This is a genomic window from Streptomyces sp. NPDC002386 (assembly GCF_053593175.1).
In genome coordinates, this window is record NZ_JBSFBX010000002.1 from 461850 (window position 1) to 486692 (window position 24843).

At 69.7% G+C, this 24843-nt stretch carries 27 protein-coding genes; 13 read left to right on the plus strand and 14 right to left on the minus strand.

What is annotated here, in order from left to right:
• Positions 1-35: 35 nt before the first annotated feature.
• Positions 36-353 carry a hypothetical protein gene (locus tag ACWCPN_RS06225; protein WP_199211215.1) on the minus strand — a complete coding sequence of 106 codons (318 nt, stop codon included), beginning with the start codon at positions 351-353 and terminating at the stop codon, positions 36-38.
• A 286-nt stretch (positions 354-639) separates the two neighbouring features.
• Here ACWCPN_RS06225 and rpsF point away from each other — a divergent pair, with 286 nt between their 5' ends.
• The 4 genes from rpsF (at position 640) to rplI (ending at position 2342) form a co-directional block, all read left to right on the plus strand.
• The gene (gene rpsF, locus ACWCPN_RS06230) at positions 640-930 is read left to right on the plus strand and encodes a 30S ribosomal protein S6 (protein WP_004985983.1); all 291 of its coding nucleotides are present in this window, start codon (positions 640-642) and stop codon (positions 928-930) included.
• 73 nt (positions 931-1003) lie between these two features.
• Complete coding sequence (locus tag ACWCPN_RS06235) at positions 1004-1600, plus strand: single-stranded DNA-binding protein (RefSeq protein WP_199211214.1); 597 nt, start codon at positions 1004-1006, stop codon at positions 1598-1600.
• 40 nt (positions 1601-1640) lie between these two features.
• Positions 1641-1877: a 30S ribosomal protein S18 gene (gene rpsR, locus ACWCPN_RS06240; RefSeq protein WP_003949403.1), complete on the plus strand. Its 237-nt coding sequence runs from the start codon at positions 1641-1643 to the stop codon at positions 1875-1877.
• Positions 1878-1895: 18 nt separating this feature from the next.
• Entirely contained in the window at positions 1896-2342 is a 447-nt protein-coding gene (gene rplI / locus ACWCPN_RS06245; RefSeq protein ID WP_199211213.1) for a 50S ribosomal protein L9, read from the plus strand.
• A gap of 128 nt (positions 2343-2470) precedes the next feature.
• On the opposite strand, the gene ACWCPN_RS06250 is transcribed toward rplI, so the two are convergent.
• The gene (locus ACWCPN_RS06250; RefSeq protein WP_451202738.1) at positions 2471-3808 is read right to left on the minus strand and encodes an MATE family efflux transporter; all 1338 of its coding nucleotides are present in this window, start codon (positions 3806-3808) and stop codon (positions 2471-2473) included.
• Between the two features lie 459 nt (positions 3809-4267).
• On the opposite strand from ACWCPN_RS06250, the gene dnaB reads away from it, so the two are divergent.
• Positions 4268-5746 carry a replicative DNA helicase gene (dnaB, locus tag ACWCPN_RS06255; RefSeq protein ID WP_199211212.1) on the plus strand — a complete coding sequence of 493 codons (1479 nt, stop codon included), beginning with the start codon at positions 4268-4270 and terminating at the stop codon, positions 5744-5746.
• An 86-nt stretch (positions 5747-5832) separates the two neighbouring features.
• Complete coding sequence (locus tag ACWCPN_RS06260) at positions 5833-7221, plus strand: serine hydrolase domain-containing protein (protein WP_451202741.1); 1389 nt, start codon at positions 5833-5835, stop codon at positions 7219-7221.
• Between the two features lie 56 nt (positions 7222-7277).
• Here the strand turns inward: ACWCPN_RS06260 and ACWCPN_RS06265 are convergent, their stop codons facing one another.
• Positions 7278-7730: an N-acetyltransferase family protein gene (locus ACWCPN_RS06265; RefSeq protein ID WP_451202744.1), complete on the minus strand. Its 453-nt coding sequence runs from the start codon at positions 7728-7730 to the stop codon at positions 7278-7280.
• 9 nt (positions 7731-7739) lie between these two features.
• Positions 7740-8198 carry a MarR family winged helix-turn-helix transcriptional regulator gene (locus tag ACWCPN_RS06270; RefSeq protein WP_199211209.1) on the minus strand — a complete coding sequence of 153 codons (459 nt, stop codon included), beginning with the start codon at positions 8196-8198 and terminating at the stop codon, positions 7740-7742.
• A 142-nt stretch (positions 8199-8340) separates the two neighbouring features.
• On the opposite strand from ACWCPN_RS06270, the gene ACWCPN_RS06275 reads away from it, so the two are divergent.
• Positions 8341-9549, plus strand: coding sequence for an MFS transporter (locus ACWCPN_RS06275; RefSeq protein ID WP_451202747.1), 1209 nt, complete (start codon positions 8341-8343; stop codon positions 9547-9549).
• Between the two features lie 123 nt (positions 9550-9672).
• A complete protein-coding gene (locus ACWCPN_RS06280) occupies positions 9673-10092 on the plus strand; it encodes a GlcG/HbpS family heme-binding protein (RefSeq protein ID WP_451202750.1) in 420 nt (139 codons plus the stop codon).
• A gap of 54 nt (positions 10093-10146) precedes the next feature.
• On the opposite strand, the gene ACWCPN_RS06285 is transcribed toward ACWCPN_RS06280, so the two are convergent.
• From ACWCPN_RS06285 to ACWCPN_RS06310, 6 genes are all read right to left on the minus strand, one after another.
• Complete coding sequence (locus tag ACWCPN_RS06285) at positions 10147-11013, minus strand: GNAT family N-acetyltransferase (RefSeq protein WP_451202752.1); 867 nt, start codon at positions 11011-11013, stop codon at positions 10147-10149.
• A 182-nt stretch (positions 11014-11195) separates the two neighbouring features.
• A complete protein-coding gene (locus ACWCPN_RS06290; protein ID WP_199211205.1) occupies positions 11196-11678 on the minus strand; it encodes an NUDIX domain-containing protein in 483 nt (160 codons plus the stop codon).
• An 87-nt stretch (positions 11679-11765) separates the two neighbouring features.
• A complete protein-coding gene (locus tag ACWCPN_RS06295) occupies positions 11766-12671 on the minus strand; it encodes a LysR family transcriptional regulator (protein WP_451202755.1) in 906 nt (301 codons plus the stop codon).
• Between the two features lie 217 nt (positions 12672-12888).
• Positions 12889-14037: a cystathionine gamma-lyase gene (locus ACWCPN_RS06300; protein WP_451202758.1), complete on the minus strand. Its 1149-nt coding sequence runs from the start codon at positions 14035-14037 to the stop codon at positions 12889-12891.
• Positions 14034-14564, minus strand: coding sequence for a low molecular weight protein-tyrosine-phosphatase (locus ACWCPN_RS06305; protein ID WP_451202761.1), 531 nt, complete (start codon positions 14562-14564; stop codon positions 14034-14036). The genes ACWCPN_RS06300 and ACWCPN_RS06305 overlap by 4 nt, the downstream gene beginning before the upstream one ends.
• Before the next feature lie 7 nt (positions 14565-14571).
• A complete protein-coding gene (locus ACWCPN_RS06310; RefSeq protein ID WP_392293051.1) occupies positions 14572-14949 on the minus strand; it encodes a phage holin family protein in 378 nt (125 codons plus the stop codon).
• A 58-nt stretch (positions 14950-15007) separates the two neighbouring features.
• Here ACWCPN_RS06310 and ACWCPN_RS06315 point away from each other — a divergent pair, with 58 nt between their 5' ends.
• The 4 genes from ACWCPN_RS06315 (at position 15008) to ACWCPN_RS06330 (ending at position 17353) form a co-directional block, all read left to right on the plus strand.
• Complete coding sequence (locus ACWCPN_RS06315; RefSeq protein ID WP_199213584.1) at positions 15008-15325, plus strand: cupin domain-containing protein; 318 nt, start codon at positions 15008-15010, stop codon at positions 15323-15325.
• Between the two features lie 165 nt (positions 15326-15490).
• Positions 15491-15703, plus strand: a complete 213-nt coding sequence (locus ACWCPN_RS06320) for a DUF5326 family protein (RefSeq protein ID WP_199211200.1) — start codon at positions 15491-15493, stop codon at positions 15701-15703.
• Positions 15704-15898: 195 nt separating this feature from the next.
• Complete coding sequence (locus ACWCPN_RS06325) at positions 15899-16813, plus strand: IclR family transcriptional regulator (protein ID WP_451202764.1); 915 nt, start codon at positions 15899-15901, stop codon at positions 16811-16813.
• A 102-nt stretch (positions 16814-16915) separates the two neighbouring features.
• Positions 16916-17353 (plus strand): SsgA family sporulation/cell division regulator, encoded by a 438-nt coding sequence (locus ACWCPN_RS06330; RefSeq protein WP_143630291.1) that lies wholly within the window; start codon positions 16916-16918, stop codon positions 17351-17353.
• 97 nt (positions 17354-17450) lie between these two features.
• Here the strand turns inward: ACWCPN_RS06330 and ACWCPN_RS06335 are convergent, their stop codons facing one another.
• On the minus strand, positions 17451-18830 hold the full coding sequence (locus ACWCPN_RS06335; protein WP_451202766.1) for a YibE/F family protein: 1380 nt from the start codon (positions 18828-18830) through the stop codon (positions 17451-17453).
• A 237-nt stretch (positions 18831-19067) separates the two neighbouring features.
• Here ACWCPN_RS06335 and thiC point away from each other — a divergent pair, with 237 nt between their 5' ends.
• Complete coding sequence (thiC, locus tag ACWCPN_RS06340) at positions 19068-20852, plus strand: phosphomethylpyrimidine synthase ThiC (protein ID WP_451202769.1); 1785 nt, start codon at positions 19068-19070, stop codon at positions 20850-20852.
• Positions 20853-20938: 86 nt separating this feature from the next.
• Here the strand turns inward: thiC and ACWCPN_RS06345 are convergent, their stop codons facing one another.
• The 3 genes from ACWCPN_RS06345 to ACWCPN_RS06355 form a co-directional block, all read right to left on the minus strand.
• Positions 20939-21802, minus strand: coding sequence for a hypothetical protein (locus ACWCPN_RS06345; RefSeq protein ID WP_451202772.1), 864 nt, complete (start codon positions 21800-21802; stop codon positions 20939-20941).
• A 181-nt stretch (positions 21803-21983) separates the two neighbouring features.
• Positions 21984-23060 carry a metallophosphoesterase gene (locus ACWCPN_RS06350; protein WP_451202774.1) on the minus strand — a complete coding sequence of 359 codons (1077 nt, stop codon included), beginning with the start codon at positions 23058-23060 and terminating at the stop codon, positions 21984-21986.
• Positions 23061-23423: 363 nt separating this feature from the next.
• On the minus strand, positions 23424-24536 hold the full coding sequence (locus tag ACWCPN_RS06355) for a LacI family DNA-binding transcriptional regulator (RefSeq protein ID WP_199211195.1): 1113 nt from the start codon (positions 24534-24536) through the stop codon (positions 23424-23426).
• Positions 24537-24843: the final 307 nt, after the last annotated feature.

The window sequence follows — 24843 nt, forward strand, 5'->3', positions numbered from 1 at the left end:
CGGTGCTCAGTGGGGGTGGTCGGAGGTCGGCGGACTCAGCCGACGAGTCCGCCGAACAGCCCGCCGTTGGCCATGCCGAGCATGAAGCCGACGCCGGAGGCACCCAGACCCAGGATCAGGCCGAACCGTTCACGCGTCGTCACCGAGATCCACTGGCCGTAAGCCCCGATCACGATGCCCACGAGGCCGGCCCAGGAAGCGATCAGGTGGAGACCGGAGAAGAAGGACGTGATGAAGGCCAGCACACCCAGGACCAGCGTCACCGCCATGAGGGCGTCCTGGAGCGGATGGGGCTTGCCGTCCGTGGCGAGAAGGGATCCGGCGGTGTTGGGTTGCAATGCCTGCTGTGCCATGGGGCACCTCCTGCGGATCGCGGCGCACCGTAGCGCCATACACACCCGATGTGTACAGACTGACGGTGCCCACCGCCGGATTTCAACCGGAAGCAGGTGTGCAGGTAGTCTGTACCGTCTGCACCGGTGTCTGCCCAGGCCAGTCGGAAATATCTGCGGTCGCACTGCGGGATCCCCAGCGGAACCCCTTCGATTGTCAGTGGTGGCCGATACCGTTGCGTACGCATCACGACCCTCCTGCCACGGAACGACCGTGGCCGCTGAGTCCAAAGGAGGTGGGTTCCACATGCGTCACTACGAGGTGATGGTCATCCTCGACCCCGATCTCGAGGAGCGCGCTGTCTCCCCGCTGATCGAGAACTTCCTGTCCGTCGTCCGCGATGGCGGCGGCAAGGTTGAGAAGGTCGACACCTGGGGCCGTCGTCGTCTCTCGTACGAGATCAAGAAGAAGCCCGAGGGCATCTACTCGGTCATCGACCTGCAGGCCGAGCCTGCGGTCGTCAAGGAGCTCGACCGCCAGATGAACCTGAACGAGTCGGTCCTCCGGACCAAGGTCCTCCGTCCCGAGACCCACTGAGCCTCCCGCTCAGCTGATCTCGGGATTCGAGTAGCAGCAAGCAGCCAGCAGCAAACCCGCCGAGAGGTTCCCCATGGCAGGCGAGACCGTCATCACGGTCGTCGGCAATCTTGTCGACGACCCCGAGCTGCGCTTCACCCCGTCCGGTGCGGCGGTCGCGAAGTTCCGCGTCGCGTCCACTCCCCGCACCTTCGACCGCCAGACGAACGAGTGGAAGGACGGCGAGAGCCTGTTCCTCACCTGCTCGGTCTGGCGCCAGGCGGCGGAGAACGTCGCCGAGTCGCTCCAGCGAGGCATGCGCGTCATCGTGCAGGGCCGGCTGAAGCAGCGGTCCTATGAGGACCGTGAGGGCGTCAAGCGCACGGTCTACGAACTGGACGTCGAGGAAGTCGGCGCCAGCCTGCGCAACGCCACGGCGAAGGTCACCAAGACCTCCGGTGGCGCTCGCGGTGGCCAGGGCGGTTACGGCGGCGGTGGCGGCCAGGGTGGCGGCGGCTGGGGCGGCGGCTCCGGCGGCGGCCAGCAGGGCGGCCAGCAGGGCGGCGCTCCTGCCGACGACCCGTGGGCGACCGGCGCTCCCGCCGGTGGCAACCAGGGTGGCGGCGGTTGGGGCGGCGGCTCCGGCGGCTCCGGCGGCGGTGGCGGCTACTCGGACGAGCCCCCCTTCTAGGGCTCGAATCCCAACTTCTTGATCACACAGGAGAAACACCATGGCGAAGCCGCCTGTGCGCAAGCCTAAGAAGAAGGTCTGCGCTTTCTGCAAGGACAAGGTCACGTACGTGGACTACAAGGACACGAACATGCTGCGGAAGTTCATTTCCGACCGCGGCAAGATCCGTGCCCGCCGCGTGACCGGCAACTGCACGCAGCACCAGCGTGACGTCGCCACGGCCGTCAAGAACAGCCGTGAGATGGCGCTGCTGCCCTACACGTCCACCGCGCGCTAAGGGAGGGGTGACCGACTCATGAAGATCATCCTCACCCACGAGGTTTCCGGCCTCGGTGCCGCTGGCGACGTCGTCGACGTCAAGGACGGCTACGCTCGCAACTACCTGATCCCGCGGAAGTTCGCTATCCGCTGGACCAAGGGTGGCGAGAAGGACGTCGAGCAGATCCGTCGCGCTCGCAAGATCCACGAGATCCAGACCATCGAGCAGGCCAATGCTGTAAAGGCCCAGCTCGAGGGCGTCAAGGTCCGTCTGGCCGTCCGTTCGGGCGACGCCGGTCGTCTCTTCGGTTCCGTCACCCCGGCCGACGTCGCTTCCGCGATCAAGGCTTCCGGTGGCCCCGAGGTCGACAAGCGCCGCATCGAGCTTGGTACGCCGATCAAGACGCTGGGCGCCCACGAGACGTCCGTGCGTCTGCACCCCGAGGTTGCCGCCAAGGTCAACATCGAGGTCGTCGCGGCGTAACGTCGCGCTCGGCTTGAACAGCTGAGAGAGGGGCCACCCCACTGGGGTGGCCCCTCTTCGTGTCGGGCTTGGCTCGCCATACGGCCTGTTTCACGTGAAACCGGGCCAGGGCGAGCCCGCTGATCCACTCAGCGGGTCGCGCCCGTCACGACCCACCGGCCGGAGCGTGTCCGCAGCCAGAGGGTGACCATCCGGACCGTCATCATCAGTGTCATGGCCGCCCAGAGAGCTGTGAGGCCACCGCCGAGCGCGGGAACGAGCAGCGCCACCGGTGCGAAGACCGCCAGGGTCACGACCATGGCCCCGGCCAGATACGGGCCGTCGCCGGCGCCCATCAGGACGCCGTCCAGGACGAACACGATCCCGCAGACGGGCTGCGAGAGAGCCACCATCAGCAGTGCGGGCAGTGCCGTGTCCTTGACCAGGGTGTCACTGGTGAACAGCGGTAGGAACAGGGGGCGGGCGGCCACCACGAGCAGCCCCAGCCCGGTGCCCGTGGCGATGCCCCACTGGACCATGCGACGGCAGGCCAACCGGGCACCTTCGGAGTCGTTGGCTCCGAGGTAGCGGCCGATGATGGCCTGCCCGGCGATGGCGATCGCGTCGAGGGCGAACGCCAGCAGACTCCACAGGGACAGGATGATCTGATGGGCGGCGATGTCGGCGTCGCCGAGACGCGCGGCGACCGCTGTGGCGATCATGAGAATGGCCCGCAGCGACAGGGTGCGGACAAGCAGAGGCGCTCCGGACTGTGCCGAGGCCCTGATACCTGCCGCGTCCGGTCGCAGCGAGGCCCCGTGCCGCCGGGCCCCGCGAACGACCACGACGAGATAGGCCGCCGCCATACCGCACTGGGCGATCACCGTGCCCCAGGCGGATCCCGCGATGCCGAGCCCGGCGCCGTAGACAAGGCCCGCGTTGAGCACGGCGTTGGCCACGAAACCCGCGATGGCGACGTAGAGGGGTGTCCTGGTGTCCTGCAGGCCGCGCAGTACGCCGGTCGCAGCCAGGACGATCAGCATGGCCGGGATGCCGAGCGCGGAGATGCGCAGATAGGTCGTGGCGAACGGCGCCGCCGTGTCGGAGGCGCCGAACAGGTCCACGATGCCCGGGGCCAGGGGGAGGACGGCGGCGATGACCGCCGCACCGAGGAGCAGTGCGAGCCAGATGCCGTCCATGCCCTGGCGGATGGCGGCCTGGAGATCGCCGGCGCCGACCCGCCGGGCCACGGCGGCCGTGGTGGCGTAGGCGAGGAAGACGAAGACACTCACGGCGGTGGTGAGGAGGGCCGACGCCACCCCCAGGCCGGCGAGCTGGGCGGTCCCCAAGTGGCCGACGATGGCGCTGTCGGCCATCACGAACAGGGGCTCGGCGACCAGCGCACCGAAGGCCGGGACGGCCAGCGCGATGATCTCCTGGTCGTGCCGACGGCGGGTGGCCTTGGGGATCGCGGGAGCCTGTGTCATGAGCACCAATCTAATCGTCCACAGGTAAGAGATGCAATTGCCTATAGACCCTTACTTCCTGTCATCGGTCGCGCGGCCGTGCGGACCGTTCGCAGCGATCTTGATCCGACTGGGGAAGTTTTTCTTCTGCACAGCCGGTGGACGGTAAAACAGCAGTTCAGGAGGGTGGCGTGAACCACAGGGAGGGCTTGTTCACAGGGCTGTCCACCGGGTCGTGCACAGGTTTGGGGAAGTTCTCCACAGCATCTGGGCCGTCGTCCACACGGCCTGTGGATAACCAGATTGGCTGACGCTCCCGACAGGCCTAACGTTGTCCGGCGCCCGCTCCTTCCTCCGACCCGGCAAGCGTCACAAAACAGACCCGTGAGAACCGGAGTTGGGCCCCCTTATTTGTCAGTGTCGTGCCGTACAACAGAGGGCACGGCTAGGTCCGCCGTGCGGACGGGAGGAGGTGGCTCGGTGAGCATTTCCGAGCCCTTGGACGATCCGTGGGCCGAGGCCGGGCCCAGTGATCGTCTGCCGGCCTCCCGTCGGCGGAGCGACGGCGGCCGGGGTCGTGACGAGCAGCACGACCGGGGCCGGGAGAGCGGCGGCTGGGACGGCGGCGGCTCCTCCTTCGAACGGCTGCCTCCGCAGGACCTGGACGCCGAGCAGTCCGTCCTCGGTGGCATGCTCCTGTCCAAGGACGCCATCGCCGACGTCGTGGAGATCCTCAAGGGCCACGACTTCTACAAGCCCGCGCACGAGACGATCTACCAGGCGATCCTCGACATCTACGCCAAGGGCGAGCCGGCCGACCCGATCACCATCGCCGCCGAACTCACCAAGCGTGGCGAGATCAACAAGGTGGGTGGGGCGTCCTATCTGCACACCCTCGTGCAGACCGTGCCGACCGCGGCGAACGCCGAGTACTACGCGGAGATCGTGCACGAGCGCGCGGTGCTGCGCCGTCTGGTCGAGGCCGGCACCCGCATCACCCAGATGGGATACGCGGCCGACGACGACGTGGACGAGATCGTCAACCGCGCCCAGGCCGAGATCTACGCCGTCACCGAGCAGCGCACCAGCGAGGACTACCTCCCGCTGGGGGACATCATGGAGGGCGCCCTCGACGAGATCGAGGCGATCGGCTCGCGCAGCGGCGAGATGACGGGTGTGCCGACCGGGTTCACGGACTTCGACTCGCTGACCAACGGCCTGCACCCGGGCCAGATGATCGTCATCGCGGCCCGTCCCGCCATGGGTAAGTCCACCCTCGCGCTGGACTTCGCCCGGGCCGCCTCGATCAAGAACAACCTCCCCAGTGTCATCTTCTCCCTCGAGATGGGGCGCAACGAGATCGCGATGCGTCTGCTCTCGGCGGAGGCCCGCGTGGCCCTGCACCACATGCGGTCCGGCACGATGACGGACGAGGACTGGACCCGGCTCGCCCGGCGCATGCCGGACGTGTCCGCCGCCCCGCTCTACATCGACGACTCACCGAACCTGTCGATGATGGAGATCCGCGCGAAGTGCCGGCGGCTGAAGCAGCGCAACGACCTGAAGCTGGTGGTCATCGACTATCTCCAGCTGATGCAGTCCGGCGGCTCCAAGCGCGCCGAGAGCCGTCAGCAGGAGGTCTCGGACATGTCCCGTAACCTCAAGCTCCTCGCCAAGGAGCTGGAGGTCCCGGTCATCGCGCTCTCCCAGCTCAACCGTGGTCCCGAGCAGCGCACCGACAAGAAGCCGATGGTCTCCGACCTGCGTGAGTCCGGCTCCATCGAGCAGGACGCCGACATGGTCATCCTGCTGCACCGTGAGGACGCGTACGAGAAGGAGTCCCCGCGTGCGGGCGAGGCCGACCTGATCGTGGCCAAGCACCGAAACGGTCCCACGGCGACGATCACGGTCGCCTTCCAGGGCCACTACTCACGCTTCGTGGACATGGCCCAGACCTGACCATCGCATCGGTGGTTGTCGCCGTCACACGGGGGGGCCGCCGAAATGGACTCGACGTGCGTCGGAACAGCCGCTGAACTGGGGGCATGACGACATCCCAGGAAGAGCTGCTCCCCGGTACGCGACGGGCGTTGCTGCACCGTATCGCCGTAGCGCAGACCGAAGGGCGGACGCCCTCGCTGGTCGCCGCGGTGGTCCGGGACGGGCGGACCGTGTGGAACGGTGCGCGGTCCTCGGTCGACGGGCACGCACCGGACGAGAACGTGCAGTACAGGATCGGTTCGATCACCAAGACGTTCACCGCGGTCCTGGTGCTGCGACTGCGTGACGAGGGACTGCTCGACCTCAACGACCCGCTGGAGAAGCATCTGCCGGGCACCGGCGCGGGGGAGGCGACCATCGCCCAACTGCTCGCGCACACCAGCGGTCTGGCGGCGGAGTCACCCGCACCCTGGTGGGAGCGGACGCCTGGTTCGCTGCGTCCGGAGTTGAGCGACGTCCTGGGAGAGCGGCCGGTACTGCATCCCGTCGGCCGACGGCACCACTACTCCAACCCCGGCTACACCCTGCTCGGGGCGCTGGTGGAACGGCTGCGCGGCGCCGCTTGGACGGATGTGCTCGACCGGGAGGTGCTGGAGCCGCTGGGACTGACCCGTACCAGCGCTCAGCCGCAGGCGCCGCACGCGGGCGGCTGGGCCGTTCATCCGTGGGCCGACGCGCTGCTGTCCGAGCCCCTGGAGGACCTGGGCCGGATGGCGCCGGCCGGGCAGCTCTGGTCCACCACCGCCGATCTGGCGCGCTTCGCCGCCTTTCTGGCCGGGGGAGACGACCGGGTGCTGAGCGCGGAATCGGTCCGGGAGATGCGCACCCCGTCGGCACCGGCGGAGACCTCGGACGTCGTCGACGGCGCCGCCTACGGTCTCGGCATGCAGATCCAGCAGCGCGACGGCCGGCTGATCGTGGGGCACTCCGGCTCGCTGCCGGGGTTCCTCGCGAACCTCAGCATCAGCGTGGAGGACGGCGTGGCGGCCGTGGTGCTGACCAACTGCACGTCCGGCCCGGTGGTGTCGGCGGTCGGCGCCGATCTCGTCCGCATCGTCGCGGAGGCCGAACCCCGGATTCCCGCCCCTTGGCGTCCCCTGAGCGAAGTCGACCCGGCCGTACTGGAGCTGGCCGGACCGTGGTACTGGGGAACGCACGCCTTCGCCCTGCGCGTGACGGCGGACGGCCGTGTCTCCCTGGGGCCGATGTCCGGTGCGGGGCGTCGGGCGCGCTTCCAGCTCAACGCCGATGGCACCTGGACCGGACTGGAGGGCTACTACGCGGGAGAGATCCTGCGGCCCGTGCGGCGCCCGGACGGGTCCGTGAGCCATCTGGACCTCGGGTCCTTCGTGTTCACACGGCAGCCCTACGAGGACGGAGCCGGAGTGCCCGGCGGAGTGGATCCGGCGGGCTGGCGAGGGATCGCGGACTGACCGAACCACGCGGCTGTTGGTGGGAGTTTCACGTGAAACACCCACCAACAGCCCTTTCACAACGGCAGCTTGAAGCCGACGTGGGAAGCGGTGAAACCGAGCCGCTCGTAGAAGCGGTGGGCGTCGGTGCGGCTGCTGTCGGAGGTCAGCTGAACCAAGTGGCAGCCCTGGCGCCGGGATTCCTCGACCGCCCACTGGATGAGCTGCGTACCCAGGCCGCTGCCGCGCTCGTCGGCGTGGACGCGGACGCCCTCGATGATCGAGCGGGTGGCTCCCTTGCGTGAGAGGCCGGGAACGATCGTGAGCTGAAGCGTGCCGACGACTCGGGTCTCGCGCACCGCGACGACGAGCCGCTGGTTCGGGTCCGCGGTCAGCCGCTCCAGGGCGGTCAGGTACGGCGACAGGTCGTCGGGTGACTCGCGCTGTGCTCCGAGCGGATCGTCGGCGAGCATGGCCACGATCGCCGGCAGGTCGGGCGCGGTCGCCCCGCGTATCTCAAGATCTCCCATGCCCGAACCCTATGCGGGCACGTTCAAGGACTCCACGACCTTCACCAGCGGGGCCAGCTCGGGACTCCTGGCCGCCTCGTCCAGGGCTTCGCGGAGGGCCGCGTCATTGGTGGGCCGTGCCTCGTCCAGCAGCCGCAGACCCGTCTCCGTGACATTGGTGTAGATGCCGCGACGGTCGGTGGGGCACAGGTAGCGCTCCAGCAGACCGCGGTCCTCCAGGCGGGTCACCAGCCGAGTGGTCGCGCTCTGGCTGAGGACGACCGCGTCGGCGACCTGCTTCATCTGCAGATGGCCGCCCTCGCCCTCGTGCTGGCGGCTGAGGACGTCGAGCAGGGAGTACTCGCGCACGCTCAGGTCGTGCTTCGCCTGCAGGGCGCGCTCGATGTGCGCCTCGATCCTCCCGTGCAACAGGGAGAGAGCGCACCAGCCCTGGGCAAGGGCGGTGAGTGCAGGGTCTGTCGCTGTCATTGGCGTCTTCCTCCGTCCCGGAGCGGCTGTATTCAGGGTAGAGCATTTCCGCGATAGTCGGCGCTTGCATTTAGCCCGCGTCTGCAACTATTGTGAACGCACGCAAAGCGCTCCTGCAATCGTTTGGAAGGTGTACCCCCACATGCCTCTCGCGCTTCTGGCCCTCGCGATCGGGGCCTTCGGAATCGGCACGACCGAATTCGTGATCATGGGCTTGCTGCCCGAGGTCGCGGGTGACTTCGGGGTCTCCATCCCCACGGCCGGCATGCTCGTGACCGGATACGCCCTCGGGGTGGTGATCGGCGCCCCGCTGATGACGGTGCTCGGGACCAAGGTCCCGCGCAAGCGGATGCTGATGCTCCTCATGGGGCTCTTCATCATCGGCAACCTGCTCTCCGCGGTGGCCCCGGCCTTCGCGGTCATGCTGATCGGACGGGTGATCGCGTCCCTCGCCCATGGCGCCTTCTTCGGCATCGGTTCGGTCGTCGCGGCCGACCTGGTGGCTCCCGACAAGAAGGCCGGAGCCATCGCCATGATGTTCACCGGTCTGACCGTCGCCAATGTGGTCGGCGTTCCGCTGGGCACGCTGATCGGCCAGAACGTCGGCTGGCGCGTCACCTTCGGCATCGTCGCCGCCCTGGGTGCCGTCGGTCTGGTGGGCATCGCCCGGCTGGTGCCGGACCTGCCGCGGCCGGAGGGCGTACACCTGCGTCACGAGCTGGCCGCCTTCAAGAACGCCCAGGTGCTGCTCGCCATGGCGATGACCGTCCTCGGCTTCGGCGGGGTCTTCGCGGCCATCACCTACATCGCGCCGATGATGACGCACATCGCGGGCTTCGCCGACGGTTCGGTCACCTGGCTGCTGGTCCTGTTCGGCCTCGGCATGGTCGGCGGCAACCTCATCGGCGGCAGGTTCGCCGACCGCGCGCTGATGCCGATGCTGTACGTCTCCCTGGGTGCGCTGGCCGTGGTCCTGGCACTCTTCACGCTCACCGCGCACAACAAGATCGCCGCCGCCGTGACCATCGCCCTCATCGGCGCCCTCGGCTTCGCGACCGTCCCGCCCCTGCAGAAGCGCGTCCTCGACCAGGCCCACGGTGCCCCGACGCTCGCGTCGGCCGTCAACATCGGCGCCTTCAATCTGGGCAACGCCCTCTCCGCCTGGCTCGGCGGCATGGTCATCGCGGCCGGCCTCGGCTACACCGCCCCCAACTGGGTCGGTGCCGCCCTCGCCGCGAGCGCCCTGGTCCTGGCCGTGCTCTCGGCCACCCTCGAGCGCCGTCAGAGCACACGCCACACGGTGGTCGCCCCGGGGGTGCCCACCGAGCAGCGGACCCCAATCCACCACTGAGCCCCGGCCACCGGACAGCACGTCCGTCCCGGCCGCCATCGCCCGGAACACCGGGGCGTGAGCGCCCCGGCCCGTGCGGCATCACCTCACCCCACGCACCACCGCACAAGGAGAACGCTCCCCATGAGCACCACCACCGTCGCCCCGCTCACCATCGAGGACGCCGAACTGCTCGTCGCCACGGCTCGCCGCGCCGCCGAAGAGGCCGGAGTCACCGTCAGCGTCACCGTCCTGGACGCCGGCGGCCACCTGCTCGCCTTCCGGCGGGACGACCGGGCCGTCCTGATCTCCGGTGAGACCAGCACCCGCAAGGCCTACACGGCACTCCAGCTCAACGCGGCCACCGCCGACCTCGTGGACGCCGTGCAGCCCGGTGGCCCCTTCCACACGCTGCCCACCGCCCTCGACCGTCCCCTGCTCTTCATCGCGGGCGGTCTCCCCGTCCACCGGGACGGCCGTCTGGTCGGCGCGATCGGTGTCGGCGGCGGTGCGCCCGAGCAGGACCACGGATTCGCCGCCGCGGCCGTTGCGGCACTCGTCTGACCGGACCCCTCCGTCCGGAACCGTCGGCCCCCGCTCTTCAGCGGGGGCCGACGGTCACCCTGCGGCCACTGTCAGCGGCGCGAACCGGCGCCGCCAGTCCCCCGGCAGTTCAGTGATGCCGTAGTTCATGACGGCGTTGACGGCTACGGAGGCCAGTCCCCGCGCCCTGGCCCAGGCCAGCAGCTCCTCGTGCCGTACGTCGATGTCGGTTCGCAGGGGGCGGTTCGTACGGGCCGCGAGTGAGGTGATGAGGGCTTTGGCCGTCTCCGTGTCCCTGGCGATCAGCGGGCCGACGACATGGGTGTCCATGTTGGGCCACGCGGCCGTGTAGCCGATGATCCGGCCGTTCTCCTCGGCCACGCGCAGTTGGTCGGCGAAGGAGGGGAGACGGGTGAGGAGGGGAGTGCGGTCGGTGCCGAACGCCTCCTCGTCGAGCCGGAGGATCGAGGGCAGGTCCGCGGCGACGGCCGGCCGTGTCGCGACCCCGGACTCAAGCCCGTCGGGGGTGAAGTACCCCCGCAGCATCTCCGAGCGGCCCGTGACCTTGAAGCCCAGCTCCTCGTAGAGCGGGCGCCCGAAGGGGGTGGCGTACAGAGTCAGCGGGGTGGTGTCCATGAGCGACATGACATGCCGCATCAAGCGGCGGCCGACCCCCTGACGGGCATGGCGTCCGGCCACGAGGACCATGCCGATGGCGCCGAGGGCCGAGCGCTCCCAGGAACCGTACTCAGTGACGACGCACGCGGTGACGAGGCCGCCGTCGGGGTCGTCGATGCCGTAGCCCTGGCCCGCGGTGAGGAGGAGGCCCCACTTGTGTTCCTCGCGTGGCCACCCCCGGTCCTCGGACAGGTCGGCGCAAGCGGCGAGATCGTGGAGCGTCAGACGCCGGATGGGCAGGGCGGCGAGTGAAGGAGTCGGCACGCAGGTCAGGCTGTCCGACCAGCCCCCCGCGCGTCCACCTGTTTCGATGTGGACGCGGACGCTTTCAGCCACGTCATGGCCCGTTTCGCGTGGGCCCGGGTTGGGCGTACGCGTTTCACGTGAAACACCGGTGGGCCAGGGGGGCGTGGCGCGTAGTGGCACTTCCGGACGCGCCGTGCGGCCTACCCGAGGTCGGGGGCGTGCATGGCGCGTACGCCCTCGATATTGCCGTCCAGGTAGTGCCGCAGGGACAGCGGCACCAGATGGACGGAGGCGATGCCGACGCGAGTGAAGGGAACACGGACGATCTCATACTCGCCCAGCGGCTCATCCACCTCGGGGCCGTGGCGCAGTGACGGGTCCATGGACTCCAGTCGGCAGACGAAGAAGTGCTGCACCTTCACGCCGGTCGCACCGCCGTCCTCGCCGATGTGCTCCACGGTGTCGACGAAGCAGGGCACGACGTCGGTGATCTTGGCGCCGAGTTCCTCGTACACCTCTCGGTGCAGGGCGTGGACGACGGTCGGGTCCGCGGCTTCCACTCCACCACCGGGGGTCACCCAGTAGGGATCGATGCCGGGCTTGGTGCGCTTGATCAGGATCAGGTCGTCACCGTCGAGCAGAACGGCGCGGGCGGTGCGCTTGACCACGGGTCGGACGGTCATGGAGGAAATGTGGCCCGGCTCGTTCCACGTGAAACATCACGCCCGCGACACTGCTCGGGTGCGGGCCATCCAGGCGGGCCGGCTGCCTCAGCTCCAGCCGGTCGCGACCCGCTGAAGCCACTCGTGCGCCCGGGCGATGTGCGGCATCGCGAGGGAGCCGGTGCGAGCGGTCAGGAAGTAGGTGCGCAGTGGGGGCACCGCGGGGTCGTACAGCGTCGTGATCTCGCCGCGGTCGAGGGCAGGGGCACTCAGATAGCGGGGCAGCACCGCGAGTCCGGCGCCCGAGACCGCACAGGCGAGCACGGCGCGCAGATCGGGAACGATGACCGCGCCCGAAGCGGCCGGACGGGAGTCGAAGACGGAGGCCCAGTAGCGCGACACGAACGGCAGGGACTCGTGGACCTCCACGACGGGCAGGTTCTCCAGGATCGCTGCCCCCTTGAGGCGCAGGTCTCCGTGGCCGATCCGCTCGGCCCAGCGGGGGGCGGCGACCAGCACATGCTCCTCGTCGCAGAGCGGGGTCGCGGTCAGCAGGGCGCCGCGCGGTCGGGCGGTGCTGATGGCCAGGTCGTGGTGTCCGGCGGCCAGCCCTTCCAGGGCCTCTTCCGCGGTGCCGAAGGAAGCGCGCAACGCGAAGGCCTGGCCGTCCTCACCGGTCAGTCGGGTCAGGGCGGGAAGGGCGCGCTCGGCGGTGAACTCCGGCGGACCGACGAGGTGCAGCGTCCGTAACGGGGATCCCTCGTCCGGGGCGCTCTCGGCTATCTCGACCAGGGCGTCGAGGTGGGGTGCGGCCTTGTGGGCGAGTTCGTCGCCGATGGTCGTCGGCGTCACTCCGCGGGCCTGCCTCAGGAACAGTGGCCGGCCGAGCTGCCGCTCCAGGGTGCGGATCTGCGAGGTGACGGCAGGCTGGGAGAGACCCAGCAGGGCCGCGGCGCGAGTGAAGGAACCGGCCCGGTGCACGGTGACGAAAGTGCGCAGCAAGGCCAGATCCATGGCGTGCCCTCCCCCTTTCCCCGCCCTCTTCCGGCCCCCGGGCAGGCACCAACTATAAATAAGTCGATAGGTCTCTGTCGCTACCGTGATTGGACACTGACAGAGAGTCAACTAGCCTTGTTCGCGCGGTTCTTCGCGCGCAGAACCGAGGACGGTCCGAGCCACGAGGGGGGAGGTTCGGACCGTCCGCCGACCGGGATCGCCGCTGCTGACCGGCTCAGTCGGCCGATTCGTCGAGCGCGCGCAGGACGTCCGCCACCAGGTCCTCGGGGTCCTCCGCGCCGACGGACATGCGGATGAAGCCCTCGGAAACCGCGTCCCCGCCCCAGCGGCGGCGGCGCTCGGCCGTGGACCGTACTCCGCCGAAGCTCGTCGCGTCCTCGACCAGGTGCAGCGCCTCCAGGAACCGCTCGGCACGCGCGCGCGTGGGCAGCGTGAAGGAGACCACGCATCCGTAGCGGCGCATCTGCTGCGAGGCGACCTTGTGCGAAGGGTCGTCGGGCAGCCCCGGATAGCGCAGCCCGGAGACCTCGGGCCGCTGCCGCAGGGCTTCGGCGACCGCGAGCGCCGTGGCGTTCTGCCGGTCGACACGCAGCTGGAGCGTGGCGATGGAGCGGTGGGCGAGCCAGGCCTCCATCGGCCCGGAGATCGCTCCCACGATCTTGCGCCACCGGCGCACGGCGGCCATCGCCTCACCGTCGTGACCGGCCACGTAGCCCAGCAGGACGTCGCCGTGGCCGGTCAGCTGCTTGGTACCGCTGGCCACGGAGAAGTCGGCGCCCAGCTCCAGCGGACGCTGGCCGAGCGGGGTGGCGAGCGTGTTGTCGACGGCGACGAGAGCGCCCCGCGCGTGTGCGGCCTCCACCAGCCGCCGGATGTCGCACACATCGAGCCCCGGGTTCGACGGCGACTCGATCCACAGCAGCCGCGCCCCGTCGAGAACCTCCAGCTGGGCGTCTCCGCCGGTGGGCGCGGTGCGCACCTCGACGCCGTAGGCCTCCAGCTGGGCGCGGACCAGGGGCAGCACCTGATAGCCGTCGGAGGGCAGGACGACCGCGTCGCCCGCGCGCAGCTGGGAGAAGAGCACCGCCGAGATCGCGGCCATGCCCGACGCGAACACCAGCGTCTCGGTGTCGTCCCGTCCCGGCGCCTCCAGCTCGCCGATGGCGCGCTCGAGGTTGGTCCAGGTGGGGTTGTCGTCCCGGCCGTAGGAGTAGGGCCCCGTCACCTCGCCCGGCAGGTGGAAGTGCGCGGCGAACACGGGCCCGGGCAGGGTGGGCTCGTGCTTGACCGGCTCGGGCAGTCCGGCCCGTACCGCGCGCGTGCCGTCGCCGGTGTGGTCCGCGCCCATGGTGGATCCGCTCATGCGATCCGTCCCTCCAGTTGTTCCCGTACGGCGGCGAGCAGACCGGTGCTCGCCTTCTCCACCATCTCAAGGCATTCCTGGAAGCCGTCGGTGCCCCCGTAGTACGGGTCCGGCACGTCGAGGTCGGCGCAGGCGTCCCCGGGAGCGTCGGCCGCGGTGCGCCCGTCGGGCGAGGGGGGCGTGTAGGACCGCAGCAGGCGGACCTTGCGAGCGTCCTCCTCGGTGGGCGCGAGCCGGCGCAGGGCCTTGAGATGCCCGGTGTCCAGGGCGATCACCAGGTCGAGGCGGGCGAACCAGGAGGGCTGGAACTGCCGCGCGACGTGCTCGCTGCGGTAGCCGTGCTCGTCGAGGACCGCGACGGTGCGCGGGTCGGCGGCCTCCCCCTCGTGCCAGTCGCCGGTGCCGGCACTGTCGATCTCCACCAGGTCCTCCAGGCCCGCCTCCTCCACGCGCGCGCGGAACACGGACTCGGCCATCGGGGAGCGGCAGATGTTGCCGGTGCACACGAAACAGACGCGGTAGGTCATGGCGAGTTCAGTCCTCGTCGGGCAGGACGAGGTTCAGCGCCCAGGAGACGACGGAGATGATCAGACCGCCGAGCACGGCCGTCCAGAAGCCCTCCACGTGGAAGCTCAGGTCGAGCTTGCCGCACACCCAGGAGGTCAGCAGCAGCATCAGCGCGTTGACGACCAGGGTGATCAGCCCCAGCGTCAGCAGGAACAGCGGGAAGGTGAGCACCTTCACGATCGGCTTGACCAGGAAGTTGACCAGGCCGAAGATCAGCGCGACGACGATCAGCGTGCCGGCCTCCTTGGCCGTGCTGTCGCCCGTGAGGGTGATCTTGTCGAGCAGCCACACCGCGATCGCGAGAGCGGCCGCGTTGGCGATCGTCTTGACTACGAAATTCTTCATGTGTCTGATCGTGGCAGACCGGATACAGGGCGAGCAGGGGCGAGGGCGGGCAACGGCGATGAAGGCATTCCGGCTGGACGAACTGGAGGCGGAGCGCGCCGCCAACGAAGGGGCCTACCTTCAGTTCCTGCGGGAGCGGAACATGTCGGTGGGCCTGTACGCCCTCGACGCGGGCGAGCACGACCCGCAGAAGCCGCACGACCAGGACGAGGTGTACTTCGTCGTCAGCGGCCGCGCGTCGATCACGGTCGGCCTGGAGACCACCCAGGTCTCACGGGGCAGCGTGGTGTACGTCCCGGCCGGCGTCGCCCACAAGTTCCACCACATCAGCGAGGACCTGAGGGTACTGGTCGTCTTCTCTCCACCCGAGGCCTGAGTCCCGGGCTCGGGGTTCCCTAGGGGTCGGGTCAGGGGAGGACAAGGGGTGCGAGGCGCCCGCAGGCCCCCTCGGCGGCCCTAGCATCGATGGCAGACATCGGGACTGTGTCCAGGACAGAACGCAGGACGTCGTGGACGCAACGGAACGCAAAGGACGAGGGCAATGCGAGAGATCTTCGCGGGGCTGCCGTGGTGGGTGAAGTGGGTCGCGGTGCCGGTCATCGCCCTGGTCGTGTTCGGCAGCCTGATAGCGACCGTCATCGGCTTCGTGATCGGCCTTCTCTTCAAGGCGCTGGTCTTCGTCGCGCTGGTCGGCGGACTGATCTACATCGTGCGCAAGTTCATGTCGAACTCCTCGTCCCGCAGCGACTGGTGAGGAGCAGGGGAGCCGGTGACCGGTAACGGAAGTCACCGGTTCCCTCGGGGGAGGGAAGTTTCCCCGGCAGGCCGTCCGCACGCGGTGGCGGACGGTTAGGTTCGGAACCCACGCGGGGCCGGGCCCCGCGGGCGGCACACCCCACCCGTGTTCCATCGCACGGGCCGCCCCACCCTCGCGCTCCCGGAGTGACCCTTGGCCACGGTTGACACCGCACCGGCAGAACCCCACGCACCTCCCGCTCCACCACGGCCCTGCGTGCCCCATGTGCAGCGGCCCCGTGCGGCGGCCGTCCCGGGACAACCGCGTTCCGCGAGCGGGCCCGGATGCGCGCTGTCCCCGGACGTGCCGGAGCAACCGCAGGCGGCGACCCTCATCGGCTCCGTGCAGCGGGCGATGCGTCTGCTGGAGACCGTCGCGGTCCACGAGTACGGCGCACCCGCCAAGCAGCTCGCCCGTGAGACCGGCCTCGCCCTGCCCACGGCCTACCACCTCCTGCGCACCCTGGTGCACGAGGGCTATCTGCGCCGCGACAAGGGACTGTTCTTCCTCGGCGACGCGGCCGAGCGGCTGAGCAGCAGCGGAGCGCAGCAGAAACGTCGCAGCACGCTGGCCGACACCCTCGGGTACTGGCGCGATTCCATCGGGGCCCCGGTGTACTACGCCATGTACCAGGCCGGTGAGATCGAGGTCATGTGCGTCTCCGACTCGCGGGAGACGCCCGCGGTCGAGGAGTGGGCCGACTTCCGCGAGACCGGGCACGCGCACGCGATCGGACAGTGCCTGCTCTCCCAGCTCGACGAGGAGGCCCGCCGGGACCACCTGAACCGCTATCCGGTGCGGTCCCTCACGCCGTACTCGGTACGGGACAACCACGCCCTCCTGCGCCGGCTGGCCAGGACACCGCGCATGGAACCGGTGGTCGAGCGGCAGGAGTACGCGCTCGGGACGGTGTGCGCGGCGATCCCCATCACGGTGGGCACGACAGCGGCGACGATGGCCATCTCACTCCCCGTACATCAGAGCGAACAGCTGCTGCCCGCCGCCCTGTGCCTGCAGGCCGGGATCGGGCGTCACCTGGGCGCGCTGTCGCTCTCTATCAGTATCTGAAAACTCACTCCTTGTGATCTGTCGTGCACGTTGAGCAAGATTTGATGCACAGTCGAGGGGGATCATTCCCGGCCAGATCGACGTCATATGACGGGGTAGGCGATGCGCGAATCCGTACAGGCAGAAGTCATGATGAGTTTTCTCGTGTCCGAGGAGCTCTCCTTCCGCATCCCGGTGGAGTTGCGCTACGAGACCTGTGATCCCTACGCCGTGCGGCTCACCTTCCATCTGCCCGGTGACGCCCCGGTGACCTGGGCCTTCGGACGGGAACTGCTGATCGACGGGGTGGGGCGGCCGTGCGGGGAGGGTGATGTGCACATCGCCCCCGCCGACACCGAGGTGCTGGGCGAGGTGCTGATCCGGCTTCAGGTGGGCAGCGACCAGGCCCTGTTCCGGTCCTCGACGCCCCCGCTCGTGGCCTTCCTCGACCGCACGGACAAGCTGGTGCCCCTCGGCCAGGAGGGTGCGCTGGCCGACTTCGACGCCCACCTCGACGAGGCTCTGGACCGCATCCTGGCCGAGGAGCAGAGCGCCGGCTGAGGGTCTCGTCCGGAAGCGGGCGCGGGCACTCAGGTACTGCCGTCCGGGACACCGCAGGAACGCTTCTTCGGCGGTGTCCCGGCCCGATGCCCCTCTCTCAGCGCTTTCGCCGCCGCCCCCTGCCACCGCGCGCCGGGGCGGGCTGCGCCCCCGCGTTCACGGTGCCGGCCGACCCGGGCCGGTCGGCCGACACCACGAGGGCGGCGAGCGCCGTGGTGACCGGGACCGAGGCCACCAGGCCGATCGAGCCCACCAGCGTGCGCACGATCTCCTCGGCCACCAGCTCGCTGTTGGCCACCGTGCCCACGCTGCTCTGCGCGATCGAGAACAGCAGGAGCAGGGGCAGGGCGGCACCGGCGTAGGCGAGGACCAGGGTGTTGACGACCGAGGCGATGTGGTCGCGGCCGATCCGGATGCCCGCCCGGTACAGGTCGCGCCAGCCCATCGCCGGATTCGCCTCGTGCAGCTCCCAGACCGCCGACGTCTGGGTCACCGTCACGTCGTCCAGGACTCCCAGCGAACCGATGATGACTCCGGCCAGCAGCAGACCGCTCATGTCTATCGACGGAAACAGGCCGTGGATCAGACCGGTGCTGTCGTCCGTGTTGCCGGTCAGCGCGGCCCAGTCGATGAACCCGGAGCCGAGAACACCGATCAGCAGCAGGGAGGCCAGGGTGCCGAGCACCGCGACCGAGGTACGCGCCGAAAGGCCATGGCACATGTAGAGCGCGATGAGCATGATGGCGCTCGACCCGACGACGGCCACCAGCAGTGGGTTCGAGCCCTGCAGGATCGCGGGCAGGATGAAGAACGTCAGCACCATGAAGCTCACGGCCAGCGCGACCAGGGCCATGACCCCGCGCAGTCGGCCCACCACCACGACGGCGAGCGCGAAGATGCCCGCGAGCAGCGCCATGGGGAACTTCCGGTTCACATCGGTCACCGAGTACTGCAGATCCTTCGGCGCCGAGGGCTCGTAGGCGACCACGACCTTCTGGCCCTGGTGCAACTGCCGTGACTGGTCCGGCTGCACGATCTCGGTGAAGGTCCGGCCCTCGTCCTTGCCGGTGTCGACCCGGATCGTCGCCTTCTTGCAGGTGCCCTTCGCCTCGTGCTGTGCCGAGCCGTCTCCCGGGGCGGAGGTACCGCCCGCCGCCGTACCGCCCGACGCGTTCACCGACTTGCAGCTCAGCTCGGTCACCTGGGTGACCGTGGCCTGCTGCGTCTGCCGGTCGAAGCCGACGCCGGTGCGCTCGTGCGGCGGCGCGCCTCCGGGCCACAGAACGACCAGGCCGACCACGACGGCCGCGGTGAACGGGACGAGGATCGCCGCGATGACCTTGCGCAGATGCTTCGAGACGGGCGCGGCCGGCCCATGGTTGTGGCTGTGCGAATGGCCATGACCATGGCCCGGTTCGGAGCCGCCTTGACGCGGCGGCTCGGAGGGCGGGTAGGGGTGCTGCTCCGTCGTGGTCACCGCCCGATCATCGCAAGAACGGAGGGGGCCCTCTGTTCACCGCGCCCGAACTGACGCTAGCGTGGAGTCACCTTTGCACACGCGGGAGCTCGGAGCACCGGGCTGAGAGGACGCTGACCTCCGCATACGCGATGTTTCACGTGGAACGTGGGTCCCCGCGAGACGTCCGAAGTCGGAAACCGCTGCGTCGACCGCCGAACCTGTTACCGGGTAATGCCGGCGTAGGGAGTAGGTCTCATGACCAACAAGGACGCACGCACGCCTGCCTCCGTTCAGGACGAGAATTCCCAGGAGGCCGGAAAGTCCATCGGCTGGCACAAGGCGTACGTCGAGGGCTCACGCCCCGACCTGAGTGTGCCGGTCCGTCAGGTGCACCTCACCAACGGGCAGTCGGTCACGCTGTACGACACATCGGGCCCGTACACCGATCCGCTCGTCGAAACCGATGTCCGCAGGGGGCTGTCGCCGCTGCGGGAGAACTGGATCATCGCCCGCGGCGACACCGAGGAGTACGCGGGCCGCCCCGTCCGCCCCGAGGACGACGGGATCAAGCACACCTCGCCCCGTGGCGGGCTGCGCAACCTCGACGCGGTGTTCCCCGGGCGCCCGCGTCAGCCACGCCGCGGCCGTGAGGGCCAGGCGGTCACCCAGCTCGCCTACGCCCGCAGGGGCGAGGTCACACCGGAGATGGAGTACGTGGCCATCCGGGAGAACGTCTCTCCCGAGGTGGTCCGTGAGGAGATCGCGGCGGGCCGCGCGGTGTTGCCGGCCAACGTCAACCACCCGGAGATCGAGCCGATGATCATCGGTAAGCGCTTCCTGGTGAAGGTCAACGCCAACATCGGCAACTCCGCGGTCACCTCCTCCATCGAGGAGGAGGTCGAGAAGATGACCTGGGCGACCCGCTGGGGCGCCGACACGGTCATGGACCTCTCCACCGGCCGCAACATCCACACCACCCGCGAGTGGGTGCTGCGCAACTCCCCTGTGCCCATCGGCACCGTTCCGCTCTACCAGGCGCTGGAGAAGGTCGACGGCAGGGCCGAGGAACTGACCTGGGAGATCTACAAGGACACCGTCATCGAGCAGGCCGAGCAGGGCGTGGACTACATGACCGTCCACGCCGGTGTGCGCCTGCCGTACGTGCCGCTCACCGCGAACCGCAAGACGGGCATCGTCTCGCGGGGCGGCTCGATCATGGCCGCGTGGTGCCTGGCGCACCACAGGGAGTCGTTCCTGTACGAGAACTTCGAGGAGCTCTGCGAGATCCTCGCCGCCTACGACGTCACGTACTCGCTGGGCGACGGTCTGCGGCCCGGCTCGATCGCGGACGCCAACGACGAGGCGCAGTTCGCGGAGTTGCGCACGCTCGGGGAACTCAACCGGATCGCCAGGCGTTTCAACGTACAGACCATGATCGAGGGCCCGGGCCACGTCCCGATGCACAAGATCAAGGAGAACATCGACCTTCAGCAGGAGATCTGCGATGAAGCTCCGTTCTATACGCTCGGCCCGCTGACGACCGACATCGCGCCGGCGTACGACCACATCACCTCCGGCATCGGTGCCGCGATGATCGCCTGGTGGGGCACGGCGATGCTCTGCTACGTCACGCCCAAGGAACACCTGGGCCTGCCCAACCGCGACGACGTCAAGACCGGGGTCATCACCTACAAGATCGCCGCCCACGCGGCGGACCTCGCCAAGGGCCACCCGGGCGCGCAGGAGTGGGACGACGCGCTGTCCGACGCCCGCTTCGAGTTCCGGTGGGAGGACCAGTTCAACCTCGCCCTGGACCCGGACACGGCAAGGGAGTTCCACGACGAGACGCTGCCGGCCGAACCCGCCAAGACGGCCCACTTCTGCTCCATGTGCGGGCCGAAGTTCTGCAGCATGAAGATCTCCCAGGACATCCGCCGCGAACACGGCGGGACCCGGGCCGAGGTCGAGGAGGGCATGGCTCAGAAGTCGAAGGAGTTCGCGGCGTCGGGCAACCGGGTGTACCTGCCGATCGCCGACTGATCCGGCCGCGACGGCCGCCGGCCCGGGGTCGTACCGGCCCGCCGGCCGGAGTCCGGCGGGCGCCCCCGTGAGGGGGCGCGGGCCGGCTACTCCGGCTGGTGGTCCGGGCCGCCGAAGTCGGGGCTGGTGTAGTCGGGACTGCTGAACCTCGGGCGGTCGGTGACGGAGCCGTCGTCCGGGCTGCTGAAGCCGGGGCGGTCGTAGCCGAGGCGCGGCATGCGGCTCGTCGGGGCCGAGGGCGCCGTGCGGTGGGCCGGGGCCGCACCGGGGTGGGCGAGCGCGTCCTGGAGGAACGGCAGGACACCGCGTTCCAGCAGGGCCTCCCGCCAGGCCTCTCTGGCCCTGGTCACCTCCGCGTCGGCGGCGTCATGCGCTCCGGCTTCCGCCGCGGCGCTGTTGCGCAGGGCGGTGAGCAGCAGCCCGGCGCCGGCGACGAGGATCGCGGCGGCGGTGAGGGCGCCGAACACCCAGCCCGCGGTGAGCATGGTCTGGGCGAAGGCCTGGCCGGGGGCCAGCATCTTCAGGATGTAGCCGACGAGCAGGAAGATCGCCGCGGCCGTCCCGGCGAGGAGGGGTGCCAGCACCGCGATCACGGCGACGGCGCCCGCTCCGGTCGTCTCGGCGGCCTCGCCGAGGGCGGCGGCGAGGCCCACCGGGTCCGCGCCCGGCTCCGCGGAGCCGGTGTCGTCGGCGGCCGACGGGACGGACGGCGCCGGGCGGCGCAGTTCCTCTCGGGCCTTCACGTAGTGCTGGTACTCGGTCGCCGCGGCCGCCGTGATGAGCGCGGTGGCGTTGAGTGCCATGGTGCGCAGTTGTTCCGGGTTGAGCCGCTGTCCGACAGCGGCGAGTTCGGGTCGCTGGGGTGCGGAGCGCAGCGCCTCATCGAGGATCCGCTCGAATTCCTGGCGGTCCTCGCTCAGCAGGTGCTGCGGAACGCTGTTCATGTGCATCCCCCGATGCTCCGTAGGGCTTGGGGCTCGCACGCCGGCGAGCCGTCGGGCAGAAACGGAGGGGAGCCTGCTACGGATAAGCCGATGGTAGAGCCGTGACGCCACGCGGTGACAGGGGGTTGCCGGAAATTGCGTGCCGACCCGGGCGCATCCGGTCGGACCCGATCAGCCCGGTGAACGCTCAGGCATTGAGCGGCAGTTGCTGGACCAGCAGCTTCCCGGCCATGGTCACGCCGCCGTCCATGGCGATGGCGAGACCGTCGGCGTAGATGTGCGGTCCCTCCACCGAGGGGCCGTCGTCCTCCTCGGTGTCCTCGGAGCCGACCTCGCCGAGCAGGTAGGGAATGGGGCTGTGACCGTGCACGACGCGGGTGCCGCCGTACATGTCGAGGAGGGAGCGCACGGCTTCCGCGCCGCCCTCGTCGCGGAAGGAGAAGCGCTTGGTGAACTTGCGGAACAGGTCCCAGACTTCGTCCGCGTCGTTGCGGGTGATGGTCTCGCGGACGGTGTCGTTGACCGCCTCGATCGAGTCGCCGTAGTCGAGGTAGGCGGTGGTGTCGGAGTGGATGAGCAGATGCCCGTCGACCTCCTCCACGGCGTCGAGGCGGGACATCCACTGCAGGTGGTGGTCCTGGAGGCGGTCCATGTCGGTCTTCTGGCCGCCGTTGAGGAGCCAGGCCGCCTGGAAGGTGGCGGTGCCCGCGCCGGAGTGGACCGGGGTGTCGCCGAACCGCTTCGCGCCGAGCAGCAGCAGCTCGTGGTTGCCCATGAGGGCCTTGCAGTAGCCGCCGGCCGCGGCCGCCTCGGCCGACAGCCGCATGACCAGGTCGATGACGCCGATGCCGTCGGGGCCGCGGTCGGTGAAGTCGCCGAGGAACCACAGCCGGGCGGTGCCCGCGCTCCACCGGCCCTCGGCGTCGACCAGCCCCTTCTCCCTGAGGGCGGCCAGCAGTTCGTCGAGGTAGCCGTGGACGTCACCGACGACGTACAGCGGGCCCGGACCGGTCGACGGCTGCGGGTCCGGCGCCGCGGGACCCGGCTCGACGGACACCTGCAGCGTGTCGCCGCGGTTGATGACGGGCAGGTCGCGCTGGGTGGGTGTGTAGCCCTCGGGGTAGGCCTCGTCCAGGGGCGGCACGGTGTCACCGGGGTGGGTGTGGGCGTACGGACCGGTCTCGTTGACGTACGCGGGCACCCGGAAGTCGCGCAACGTCGCCGTCCGCTCCACCTCGGGTCCCTGACCGGCCCCCTGAGTCATCAGACCCCTCCACCATCGCGCCGCAACTGCACCGCTTCGGACTGCCTGGTCGCAGCGGCCCGCGGTGTCGTGGGCCCATCATAGGAATGCGCGTCGTTCCGTGTGATGACCCAGGGGTGGTGAATCGGAGCGAGACTCCAGTTCGCCGCGGCTTTCGGTCCGTTTGGGCGGGGTTTCGACCGGTTGCCCAATGCCGGTCTGCCGTGTCACGCACCGGCCGGGCGGCCCGCCCCGGGGTGCACGGAGCCGCGGGCCCGGCGGGTCGCGCACGGGCCGGCCCTGCCGCTTCGGTTCCCTCGGGCCCTTCGCCCCGGGGCGGCCACCGTGCGTCCCGCGGTCACCGTCCGGGCCGAGACCCGTCCGCTACCCCTTCTCCGGGGCCCGCGGCGGGCTGATGGTCGTGCGCGGGGGACGTCGCTGGGACGAGGTACGCACGATCAGTTCGGTCGGTATCACCTGTTCGACGGGCTGGTCCGACTCGACACCCTCGATGGCGTCGATGAGCAGCTGCACCACGGCCGTACCGATCCGGCGCGGCTTCAGGGAGAGCGTGGTGATGGGCGGCTCGGTGTTGGCGTAGACCGTGGACTCGCTGCAGCACACCAGCAGCAGGTCGTCCGGGACGCGCAGGCCGTACCGGCGGGCGGCGGCGAGGAGATCGGTGCCGTTGGGGTCGAAGAGCCCGTACACGGCGTCGGGCCGGTCGGGCCGGGCGAGCAGCCGGTCGGCGGCGACGGCGCCCGCGCAGGGGTCGTGCGCGGGGTAGGCCTCGTAGACCGGGTCCTGGCCGACCCGCTCGCACCAGCGCAGGTAGGCGGTGGTGGACAGATGGGTGTACGTGTCGGTCGTGGTGCCGGTGAGCAGGCCGATGCGGCGGGCGCCGGCGTCGGCGAGGTGGTCGAGGAGGTCGAGGACGGCCGCCTCGTGGTCGTTGTCGACCCAGGCGGTGACCGGCAGGGAGCCGGCCGGGCGGCCGTCGGACACGACCGGCAGGCCCTGCCGGACGAGCTCGCTGACCACCGGGTCATGGTCGGAGGGGTCGATGACCACCGTGCCGTCCAGGGCGACGTTGGACCACACGTCGTGGCGGGAGGTCGCGGGCAGGATCACCAGGGCGTAGCCGCGGGCGAGCGCGGCGGAGGTGGCGGCCCGGGCCATCTCGGCGAAGTAGGCGAACTCCGTGAAGGTGAAAGGTTCATCCCCGTACGTCGTCACGGTCAGGCCGATGAGTCCCGACTTGCCGGTACGGAGGGTGCGGGCGGCGGCCGAGGGGCGGTACCCGAGGCGGTCGGCGACCTCGCGGACGTGGCGCCGGGTGGCGTCCGGGAGCCGGCCCTTTCCGTTGAGGGCGTCGGACACGGTCGTGATGGAGACCCCGGCGGCGGCGGCCACGTCTCTGATGCCCGCCCGGCCCGGCCGGCTGCCTCGACGTGAGGTTTCCGCGCGGCTCACCTGGTGCTTCCCTGCTGCTGTCATGGCGAGCCGATAGTAGGGCTCATGCGGTGGGGTAGTGCGGACGCATATGCACGCGTTGACAGGCACGTTTCTGCATGGCTGAAGGCGACTAACTGCCTTGGAAAGCAAGGCACTTGAACGTTTCGATCACAGGACGTGACGTGCCGACGGGCGTGGGCCTGCCAAGGGGCCGATGTCTCGAAGAGGTCTCAACTCACCTTCACGAGGGATGCGCGCCAGGGCGCGAGCCACCGGCGCGTAGATATATGTGTGGCGCGCCCCCTGGTACGTACGCCTTCGTACGGTGATGCCCCTGATGCCGGTGTGA